Raw genomic sequence first — 10,764 nt, 5'->3', positions numbered from 1 at the left:
CGTTAGCACCGGTGGGCCCAGTCGGACCAATGAGGCCCGGTGCACCGTCCGCGCCGGTTGCGCCAGTTGCGCCAGTGGGACCGGTCGGACCAGTTGCGCCGTTAGCACCGGTGGGCCCAGTCGGACCAGTTGTGCCGTTAGCACCGGTGGGCCCAGTGGGACCGGTCGGACCAGTTGTGCCGTTAGCACCGGTGGGACCGGTCGGACCAGTTGCGCCGTTAGCACCGGTGGGCCCAGTCGGACCAGTTGTGCCGTTAGCACCGGTGGGCCCAGTGGGACCGGTCGGACCAGTTGTGCCGTTAGCACCGGTGGGACCGGTCGGACCAGTTGCGCCGTTAGCACCGGTGGGCCCAGTCGGACCAATGAGGCCCGGTGCACCGTCCGCGCCAGTTGGACCTTGCGGACCCTGTGGGCCTGCGGGACCTGTAATACAACATATTGGGTTGCAGCAGGGTTCAGGACACGATGAGCAGGAATTACAACATTTGTTTTTGGATAGATCATTACATTGAATTCTATTCATTCTTGGAAAATCACCACTGTTATTGTCGTTATATTTCATGGGATTCTCTCCCTTGCATTTATTGAGCAGCAAATACGCCTTCGCTTTTCCAGTATATTTCCGAATTCATATAATTGTGCAATTGCTGTATTGATACCTATGGGGATGTGTGGCGGTAAAATTAGAGCAGAAGAAAGAACAGAGAATTCCCCTATGCGGCACACATGCCGCAGCTTTTCGCATAGTTGAAGTGGGAAGTGCTCAAATTGCGTTGCTTGGAAATCGGGTAGACGATGACAGCCCATTGCAGTAAAAAGAGGACCTTGAAGGAATTTCGCGGAGAGCTAAAACTCTCGTACACCTTGCGCAGCAGCAGGAAAACCCGTTCAGGAACGTTTCTTGAGACGGCCTCCCGTCGTTTCGCGGACCCACGGAAAGATAAGTCATTCATTCGGAAAGAAAGCATCACCAGCCTGCCCTAATGCCGAGGGCAGACTGGTGATGTGTTTACGCCGGATGATTGCCATGAAATAAAAGCGATTCAAAGCCTGTGGCTTTGCGGTTGAGCCTTAAAATGGAGGCGGAATAATGGTTTTATAAAATCCTCAGATTGCCTTGTCCGCATGGATGCGGTCTTTGTTGATCTCCGTCCATATCTCGCAATTTTTTATTCCCACCTTATCGGGATCAAAGTAAGGCTCTTCCACTCCGGCCTTGCGCTGCGCCATATAGTCGTCGTAAACCTTTTTGACCTTGGGGAGAAGAATTGCAAGGGTGACGAGGTTGAACCAGGCCATCAGAGCAAACATGACTTCGCTGATTGCCCAGGCGGTAGACGCTGTGACATTTGCCCAGATCAGGAAGAAGAGCGGCATGATGATACGGGTGGCCCAGATCAGTTTTCCGCGGGTTTTCTCGCTCATGTTTCTACAAAGATATGCAAGGCCCGACTCTCCTTCGTAATAATACGCGATGCAGGTGGAATAGGCAAAAAAGAACAGTGCAAGCGCGATGATCATGCCGCCGATGCCGTTGGGAAGAGCGGTGTTTGCTGCTTCCTGCACCCACACGACGCCCGCGGTCATGGTTTCGGCTTGGACGGCCATTTGCGCGGAGCCCTGTCCAATGTGCATAAAGGTGCCGTCGGGGCCCAGCACGTTGAAGCAATCTGTGACAAGCGCCATGATGCCGGAGCAAAAGCAGACTGCCACGTCAATATACACGGAGAAGGCATTCACCAGACCCTGCGTGGCAGGATGCTTGGTTTCTGCCGCAGCTGCGGCGGAAGGCGTTTCGCCAAAGCCGGAGCCGGAGGAATTTACCGCACGCTTGACGCCATAGGAGAAAGCGCCGCCCATCATTCCGCCAAACACGGCGTGGACGTTGAAAGCGCTTCCAATCATCATGGAGAATGTATAGGGAATTGCGCTGGCATTGCTCACAAGAACAGCAATTGTGACAAGCAGATAGCCAATGGTCATAAAGGGAACGATAATGGTGGAGAACTTGGCGATGCGGCGAACGCCGCCGGAGATGACAAGAAACAGCAGGGCGGCGACAATCACGCCGGTGAGGACACGGCTCATGCCGAAGCTATTTTCAAAAGCCATGGCAATGTTGTTGGCGCTGGGGCCTGTGACCAGCAGGGGAACACCAACGGTGGCAAACAAGGCAAAAATAATTGCGAACGTCTTGCCCAGCCACTTCCAGGGAATGCCTTTTTCCATATAGAAGTATGGGCCGCCGCGGTACTGGCCGTCCATGCGGACCTTATAAATCTGACCGAGGCTGTTTTCAGCATAGGCAACTGCGGAGGTGACCAGCGCGGTTATAATCATCCAGAAGACAGAGCCCGGGCCGCCGTACATGATTGCGACCATGACGCCGCCGATATTGCCCACGGCAACACGATAAGCCGCAATTGAGCAGAAGGTTTCAAATGCCGACAGGCCCGTTTGCGAGCCGCTCCCCGATCTCAGAAGCTTCCACTGCAGCCCCGTTTTGGTGACGTTACCAAATTTCATCGCAATGCAGTAGATGATGGCAAGCCCAAAGGTCAGCGCGATCAGGGGAGTTGCCCAAAGCAGGTTATTGATGGTCATAATGAATGATGAAAAGTTCATAGTTTTCTCCCTTCCTTTACCTTAAAACCTAAAAATATGGGGCTCATAAGAGATGCGGCCTTGGCAACGTTCTCCTTGCTTGTCAGCCGTAATTCTCTGTGGTGGCGGAAACCCGAGTGAGATCAGCGTCCCTTGATGCCAATATCCAGAACTTCGTGCATGAATTTGATGGATTTGCGCATGGCGAGAAGTTCTTCCTTGCGGCCTTCTTCAAGTGAATATCCGCTGAGAGGAAGCTCAATTTCAAGGTCAATGGTGTCCAGCTCGGCGGGTGCCTTTTCCCGCAAAACTTTCATGATTTCAACAACATCTACCTGGCCGTCGCCAATAGCGCAGCCAAGGGAGTGCGTGCCGTCGGGGTCGGCAAATATGCGGTTGTCGCAAAAATGTACGCAGTAGCAGTATGGAGCCATTTTATCCACACAGTCCTTGATGCCTTCTGCCAGAACCATGGAGTTGATGGTGTCGCAGCAAGCGCCGACCAAAGGATGATTGATCTGCTCGACCATCCAGATTACCTCGTCGGAAAACAGATCGCAGTGGTTTTCAATCGCAATTTTTATTCCATACTTTTCAATCGTGGGTAGGTTTTTTTGGAAATCTATTACAATGTCTGCCATCTGTTTTACCGCTTCCGGGCACATACACGCATGGGTCAGGCGATGGGGATGTTCCACGTCCGTGCTGTATTTGACCAGCTTGCAGCCAAGCTTATGCGCAATCTCCAGCGACTCCTCAATGGTGCAATTGACACGAGGGTCGGACGGGGCGTTAAAGGAAATGTTCAGCTCAAGGTCCAGCGCAAGACGTTGCGCTTTTTCCCTGACAGCCGCCAGATGTGTGTCGGACAGGTCGTCGTCCAGATCCACCAGCGTCATGTGGATGACCTCGATTCCTTCCTCTACGCACAAATCCATCAGCTTATCCAGATTGATGACTTTCTCAAAAGCAAAGGTCTTTCCCTCGCTCTGAAACCCCCAGCTTTCGCCCAAGCCGCTCAGGTGCAGAGTATAAGTGTGCATCCCCAGTTTGAATTTACGTGCAGTTCCGGTTCCTGTAATGTGTTTCATTTGCTTTTCCCCCATTTAAGATTTCATGCGTCTGTCCGCCGTTGTCCGGACGACCGGCTTGCGGGCGAAAAACGTCCGCATCAATATAAGAAAGCAACTATCATGCCAGCGTGAAACTTAAACAAATAAATTAAAAAAACACAGGTGTTTTTATGTGTGTTGCCAAACATGATTATTTAAATTTGTACATATCGCTTAAATTTGTTGAAAGAAAATCAACATATCTTTTGCAAAATTTAATAAAAGACAAACCCTTTTATAATTTTTCAACAACGATGATTGTTTTTCATCATAGCTTTTCATAGAAAAAGCCAGCCGCTTCTTTTGAAGAGGCTGGCTTGCACATATAGGGGGCCCCTTTTCGGGGAAGCCGTCGGCTCGGACCCACGCCTATTTTGCGGATGCCTCCGGCTCTATTTTATAGCGATTAATTCGGTATTGCAGCTTTTGCCGGTCAATTTGCAGAATACGCGCCGCCTCCGACACATTGCCATCGGCATCTTTAAGGGCTTGGAAAATCGCGTCATATTCAAATTTTCTGATGACCTCATCCAGCGGTCCCAGCAGGCGGGGGGGCTGCTGCAGCTCGGTGACAATCTGCTTTGCCGTGTCCTCGTCCAAAATATGCCGGGGCAGATATTTTGGAGAAATCACCGACTGCGTATCCGGCAGGATATTCATGGCATGCTCAATGGCATGCTGCAATTCGCGCACATTGCCGGGCCAACTGTAATTTTGAAACAGGCTGAAAGTTTTTTCATCAATACCGCTGACCTTTCTGTGGAACTCCTCGTTGTATTTCAGGCAGAAGCTGTTTGCCAACAGCCGGATATCTTCTGGCCGCTCCCGCAGAGGAGGCGCCGTAATGCTGACCACGCCCAGACGATAAAACAGGTCGCGCCGAAGCTTTCCCTCTTCAATCGCCTGATATGGAGGAACGTTGGTGTTGGAAATTACGCGCACATCCACCTGAACTTCCTCTGTGCCGCCGACGCGGCGGATGCGCTTATCCTGCAAAACGCGCAGCAGCTTGGCTTGCAGATTGATATTCATGGAGTTTACCTCATCCAGCAGAAGCGTCCCGTGATTGGCCTGCTCGAACAGGCCCGGCTTGCTCTCCGCGCCGGTGTATGCGCCGCGCTCCGTGCCGAACAGCAGGCTCTCCAGCAGATTTTCCGGAATGGCTGCGCAGTTGATGGCAAGAAATGGGCCGTCGGCTCGGCCGCTGGCGTTATGGATGCTCTGGGCAATCAATTCTTTCCCGGTCCCTGTCTCTCCGTATATCATCACAGAGGAATTGGAGCGCGCCGCCTGCTGACATTGGGCGATCAATTCGTCCATAACCGGGCTGATGTGGATGATGTCGTGAAAGCGATAGTGCGCTGAAAGGGGCTTTGCCTTGGTGGGCCTGCCGTTCGAGCTTTGCTCCACCAGTTGATCCTGAAGATCAATGATTTGTTTGCGCAGCAAATCAAGCGTGCGCCAATCCTGCATGATGCTGGACGCGCCCAGGACTTGCCCGTTCTGGACAATCGGGTACATATTGACGACGATGTCCACGTCATGTCCGAATCGCGTGGTGTAGGACTGCCGTTTGTTCAAAATGGCCTGCTTGGTTTTGAGCACCTGCGGAGTTCCGCACTCCTCACCGTCTCGCATAAAATATACCTCGGAGACAGGCATTCCCCGAACATCCTGCGTCACCAGCGCGTCCATCTTCTCAGCCGCGTCGTTGACAAGGTAAATGCGGCCATGCTCATCGCACAAAACCACGGCCTCTTCCAGTTGGTTAACCACGCTGATCAGCATATCATGGCAGGCGTCGTCCACCGCGTTGCGGAATACAATCAACTGTGCGCCTTCCGGAAGGCCGTCTGCCTCCGGCGTGGGGCAGCGGGTGACATAATGGTCAAACTCAACGCAGGTGTAAACCGGCTTGTTGGATTCCTGTCCCAGCTCTCCTGCAATGTCAATGAGTTGCTGCCCCGCAAGCTTTCCCTGACCGCACAGAAGCCGGTCGCCCGCCTCGTTCGCCGACAGGATGACACCGTCCTTCGATAAAACCAGCCCGCCGATTCCGGACTGTGAAAATGCCGTCATGATTCCCTGATAGTTCATCTGTCGTGCCTCCTCATGTCCCCTCTGATTGAAACCCCTGATTATATTTTTTCTCAACTGCCTCTGAAAAAAGATATAGGCTTTATTATACCACCCGAGTAAAGCGCGGACGACCAGTGGAGTCAAACTTTATCCCATGTTCTACTTTAAGCTTTTTTGCACAAAATTTCTGTGCGGGGGATTGCTGTTTTTTTGCAGTTTCTCACCTCGGTGGAGCTTACCGAGCCGCCGCAGGCACGCGGCGACCGTTTCGACAAAAAAGCGCCGCGCGGGAAGCTTCCCGGGCGGCGCTTTTTTAAGGCGTTCTGGTACAGAGCCTTCAGCCCAAACCGACAACTGGAAATCAGCGTGGATATGATGCCGAAGGTCTCGCTGATAACGCCGCCGTAGGAGCGGACAAGAAGGTTGTAGACAATCCAGGGCGGGCCCACCAGCGTCAGCTTCCCCAGTCGTATAATGCGTCCGTTTTTCGTCCATGTGGTGAGAATAAAAGCCACCTGTCCCACCAGTACGAAAAAATCATACGGCTTGCTCCAGGTCAGAAGGCATGCCGCAACGGTGAGCAGGGCGAACACCCATTGCCACCCCTTCCACTCCGCCCAGGCGTGGCCCTCCAGTCCGATGAAAAGGCTGCTTGCCGCGCCAAAGGCCAGAGTGGCGCAGCCGCTGTAAGCGCCCAGCATCAAAAACTGAACCACAAACAGCAGATTCCCTGCCATCTGGCACAGAATCATCCACCTGCTGCTTTTGATTTGAAAGCAGCCGATACAAAAAGCCATTCCCACAAATCCAATAAGCTGTACCGCGATGGCGTACATCCTTCCATCTCCTCCCGGCAATCCACTCTCAGCGCTGTTGATCTTGCCCGCCTTTTCCGCTTCAGACGCAGTTTGTACGAAACGCGGGTGCAGGGCAGCGGGGAACCGCTTCGTTTTTAAATGCGGGTGCGTAAAAATTTTGCGGTTTCGGAAGCCTCGCAATTCAACAGCGCCTCTGGAACGCCGGCAAACAGCACGCGGCCGCCGCTGCGCCCGCCCTGAGGCCCCATGTCAATCACCCAGTCTGCCGCCGCGATCAACTCCATGCGATGCTCCACCACCACCACGGTGTTGCCCTGCGCCACAAGGCGGCGCAGCAGCGCCAGCAGATGCACGACATCTTGATGGTGCAGTCCGGTGGCGGGCTCGTCAAGCACATAGATATTACCCTCTTTACGCAGCTCACCGGCAAGTTTGAGGCGCTGGACCTCGCCGCCGGAAAGCGTGCTGGTGGGCTGGCCCAAGGTCATATAGCCAAGCCCCACTTCCTGCATGGAACGGAGGGAAGTTTGAATCTTAGGCAGAGGGAAGAATACGAGGGCCTGATCAATCGTCAAATTCAGAACTTGTTCAATATTCTTTCCCCGATAGGTATAGCTCAGCGCGGTGGGATTGAAGCGGCGGCCTTGGCACTCCTCGCACAAGATGGACACAGGATCGGCGAAAGCCACGTCCGGCGTAATCTCGCCCTTGCCCCTGCAAACCGGGCAGGCGCCCTTGGAGTTAGCGCTAAACCATTGTACGCTCACGCCGTTGTCTTTGGCAAACAATTTTCGTATTTCGTCCATCACGCCCGTGTAAGTGGCGGGGGTGGAGCGGCTGGAGATACCCATGGGCTTTTGGTCGATGACCACCGCCTCGGGATGACGGGCAACAAACTCATGGCAAATCAGGCTGCTTTTGCCGGAACCGGCCACGCCGGTGACGGCGGTGAGAACGCCCTTTGGAATGGTAACGGACACGTCCTTAAGATTGTGTGCTCTGGCGTGCTGGATCGGGAAACCTTCCGTCCAGTTCAGTGGGTGCGGGTTTACAGAGAGCTTCTCCCGCATGGAGTGGGCCGTGGGCGTGTCGCCGCGCAGCATACCGTCCATGTCGCCCTGATAAACGATTTCTCCGCCCTGTCCTCCCGCCAGAGGGCCCAACTCGACAATGTGATCCGCTAATTCGATCATCTGCCGGTTGTGCTCCACAACGAGAACCGTGTTGTGCTTGCCGCGCAAGTCCAGCAGCAGCTTTCCAATGCGATTCGCGTCCCCCGGATGAAGACCGGCGGTGGGCTCGTCAAAAATGTAGGTGATGTTGCTCAGGCTGCTGCCCAGATGGCGCACGATTTTTAAGCGCTGGGCCTCGCCGCCGGAGAGTGTGTCCGTGCGGCGGTTCAGATTCAGATAGCCCAGTCCCACATCCACCATATGCCGCAGGCACACGCCGATCTGGTCCGCCATAGACCGCCCCAGCGGGTCTGCAATGTCGTCCAGAACCGCCAGCAGGTCGCTGACCTGCATCTTATAATAATCGGCGATATTGCAGCCGTTGATTTTTGACTTCAGCGCCAGAGGGTTGAGGCCGCTTCCTCCGCAGGCGGGGCAGGGGCAGCGATGGACGAATCGCATTGCCTCGTCGCGCACCTGCTTTTTCAGATCCGAGATGTCCCGGTTGAGATAAAGTCTGTTAAACCGGGCGACCACACCCTCGTAGGGGAGCTTGGACACCTGGCCGGTATTGTTGCGGATAAAGTCCATCACCAAAGGTGTGTCGGGCCCGATACGCAGAACTTTCCATTCCTCCTGGGAAAAATCCCGCAGCTTTTTATCAGGGTTTAGCAGCGGGTTGCAATGATAGTAAAACTCCTGCCAGCTTCCGCCGGAGAATTGACTGAAGCGAATGGCACCCCCATTGATGGATTTGTCCCGATCGAACATCAGCGTCTCGTCTATCTGCACCCGTTCGCCCAAGCCCGTGCACTCCGGGCACATGCCGTGGGGATGGTTGAAGGAATAAGTCATGGACCCGCCGGCGCTGGGGCGGCCTACTCTGGAAAACAGCAGACGAATGAGAGGCGCTACGTCTGTCGCCGTACCCACGGTGGAGCGGGCGTTGGCGCTGATGGCCCGCTGGTCAACCACAACGCAGGGCGTTAAATTCCGGATGTTTTCCACTGCGGGACGCTCATACCGGGGAAAGCGGTTTCTCAGAAACAATGGATAGGTCCCCTGCCATTGGCGACTGCTCTCCACTGCGATGGTGTCAAAGGCAAGGGAGCTTTTCCCCGAACCCGAAACGCCCGAGAGCACCACCAACTGCTCCTTGGGAATATGGAGGCTGATGTGTTTAAGGTTGTTTTCGGATGCGCCTGTGATTTCTATGCTTTCTCGTGTGAACTGATTTTTCATACGTGCTCCTCTTAAGGTCTGACGAAATGATTAGACGGAGCCATCCGAAAGGCGTTGGCGCCGCCGCAGAAATATCCAAAACACACTGAGGGTTACCGTGATCAGCGCCCAGCTAATGGGGTAGGAGAGATAGACGCGCTCAATCCCCACGTTGGGGGTGTCCAGCAGGGCAATCCATGCCACCCGGAATACGCAGGTGCCCAACAGATTGATGATTACGGGAGTCAGGGAAAAGCCGCAGCCCCGGAGAGCGCCCACCAGAACGTCTGCAATGCCAAATATCACATAAGGCCCCGCCACAATCCACAGCCTGAGCACGCCCGCGTCGATGACAGCCGGGTCGCTGTTGTAAATGGCGATGAGCTTTGGGGCGAAGCCTGTGACAGCCGCTCCCAGGACGGCCCCCAGAACCACGGTGTATAAAAGGCAGATTCGCACAATGCGGGCAACTCTGTCGTAACGTCTGGCTCCGATATTTTGGCTTGTAAAGGTCTGGCAGGCGTGATGAAAGGAATTCATGGAGATATACAGAAAGCTCTCCACATTTTCTCCCACGCTGCAGCCTGCAATCACGGTGCTGCCATAAGTGTTAACGGCGCTTTGAATGACCACATTGGACAGGCTGAACAGGCAGCTTTGAACTCCTGCTGGAATGCCGATGCCAGCCATGCGCGCGAGGCTGGCCCGGTCCAGCCCCAGACTGCGCCAGGAAAACCGCAGGACGCCCCGGCTTTTCGCCAGATAGCACATAATCAGGACGGCGCTGAAGACTTGACTGATTACGGTGGCCAGCCCCACGCCTATGACTCCGGCGTGCAGGAGTATCACAAACGCGATATTTAAAATCACGTTTAATGTGCCGCTGAATAGAAGAAACAGCAGGGGACGTCTGGTGTCTCCGGTGGCCCGCAGGGCGGCGGCTGCGTAATTGTAGAGCATCAACGCCGGAGTACCGGCAAAGCAAATTCGGATGTAAGCAAGAGCCATAGGGCGAACGTTGTTTGGAGTAGAGACCAGGGTCAGAAGATGCCCGGAGAATAGAATGCCCGCCGCGCCCAGAACCGCACCGCCTACCAGTGCCATCAGCACAGACGTGTGCAGTGTGCGGGAGATTTCGACCTCCCGGTTTCCCTCTCCAAAATAGCGTGCAATGGAGACGTTTACGCCCACGGAAATTCCGATCAGAAGGTTGAGAACCATATGAATAATGGGAACGGTGCTGCCCACGGCAGCCAGACTGGCAGGACCCACAAAGCGGCCTACTACCACAATATCCGCGGCGTTGAACAGCATTTGCAGCACATTGGAAGCCATTAAAGGTAGGCCAAACATCAGGATTTTTCCCGGAAGTGAGCCGCTGGTCATGTCCAAGATATCCTCTCCGCGCATGTCAATCTCACCTTTCCATTATTCTCTGGCGGCCGTCATACGTTTTCAAAGAATGAGCATCATGCCAATTAAACTCAATGATACTTGTGCCTGATAGGGAACGCAAGCGGGAAACCAAAAGAGCAGAGTTCGTGCAAAGGTTTTGCTGTTTTTGGCAAAATTCCGTCGTCTGTACCACACAAAAAGGGGAGCGGCGCTGTAAAGCAGCGCCGCTCCCTTAAATCCGGAGCGTTTTCAATGGACTGGACAAGCTGCGGCGGCTTCAAGCAGGGGATTATCGACCGCTTTCGTCCTGAATGCCGGCAATGTATTTCGCCAGCTCTTTTTTGCCCTCGATGTTGCCCTGAC

At 54.2% G+C, this 10,764-nt stretch carries 6 protein-coding genes; all 6 read right to left on the bottom strand.

The window, feature by feature from the left end; genetic code table 11:
• Positions 1 to 1,107: 1,107 nt before the first annotated feature.
• The gene (locus RTK01_RS13575; RefSeq protein WP_312281486.1) at positions 1,108 to 2,625 is read right to left on the bottom strand and encodes an alanine/glycine:cation symporter family protein; all 1,518 of its coding nucleotides are present in this window, start codon (positions 2,623 to 2,625) and stop codon (positions 1,108 to 1,110) included.
• Between the two features lie 122 nt (positions 2,626 to 2,747).
• Positions 2,748 to 3,695 carry a sugar phosphate isomerase/epimerase gene (locus tag RTK01_RS13570; protein WP_312281485.1) on the bottom strand — a complete coding sequence of 316 codons (948 nt, stop codon included), beginning with the start codon at positions 3,693 to 3,695 and terminating at the stop codon, positions 2,748 to 2,750.
• Positions 3,696 to 4,085: 390 nt separating this feature from the next.
• Complete coding sequence (locus tag RTK01_RS13565) at positions 4,086 to 5,813, bottom strand: sigma 54-interacting transcriptional regulator (protein WP_312281484.1); 1,728 nt, start codon at positions 5,811 to 5,813, stop codon at positions 4,086 to 4,088.
• A 146-nt stretch (positions 5,814 to 5,959) separates the two neighbouring features.
• Entirely contained in the window at positions 5,960 to 6,631 is a 672-nt protein-coding gene (locus RTK01_RS13560) for a YgjV family protein (protein ID WP_312281483.1), read from the bottom strand.
• 116 nt (positions 6,632 to 6,747) lie between these two features.
• A complete protein-coding gene (locus tag RTK01_RS13555; RefSeq protein WP_312281482.1) occupies positions 6,748 to 9,027 on the bottom strand; it encodes an ATP-binding cassette domain-containing protein in 2,280 nt (759 codons plus the stop codon).
• 30 nt (positions 9,028 to 9,057) lie between these two features.
• Positions 9,058 to 10,416, bottom strand: coding sequence for an MATE family efflux transporter (locus tag RTK01_RS13550; protein ID WP_312281481.1), 1,359 nt, complete (start codon positions 10,414 to 10,416; stop codon positions 9,058 to 9,060).
• Between the last annotated feature and the right edge of the window lie 348 nt (positions 10,417 to 10,764).

It is taken from the genome of Oscillibacter sp., assembly GCF_031978065.1.
GTDB lineage: Bacteria > Bacillota > Clostridia > Oscillospirales > Oscillospiraceae > Oscillibacter.
Note: the sequence above shows the minus strand (reverse complement) of the source record. Positions and strands in the feature narration are given on the sequence as shown.

What these genes read in the sequence shown, in the direction of transcription:
- RTK01_RS13565 (WP_312281484.1), bottom strand. Translation starts at nt 5,813, where the DNA reads ATGAACTATCAGGGAATCATGACGGCATTTTCACAGTCCGGAATCGGC.
- RTK01_RS13560 (WP_312281483.1), bottom strand. Translation starts at nt 6,631, where the DNA reads ATGTACGCCATCGCGGTACAGCTTATTGGATTTGTGGGAATGGCTTTT.
- RTK01_RS13555 (WP_312281482.1), bottom strand. Translation starts at nt 9,027, where the DNA reads ATGAAAAATCAGTTCACACGAGAAAGCATAGAAATCACAGGCGCATCC.
- RTK01_RS13550 (WP_312281481.1), bottom strand. Translation starts at nt 10,416, where the DNA reads ATGCGCGGAGAGGATATCTTGGACATGACCAGCGGCTCACTTCCGGGA.
- RTK01_RS13570 (WP_312281485.1), bottom strand. Translation starts at nt 3,695, where the DNA reads ATGAAACACATTACAGGAACCGGAACTGCACGTAAATTCAAACTGGGG.
- RTK01_RS13575 (WP_312281486.1), bottom strand. Translation starts at nt 2,625, where the DNA reads ATGAACTTTTCATCATTCATTATGACCATCAATAACCTGCTTTGGGCA.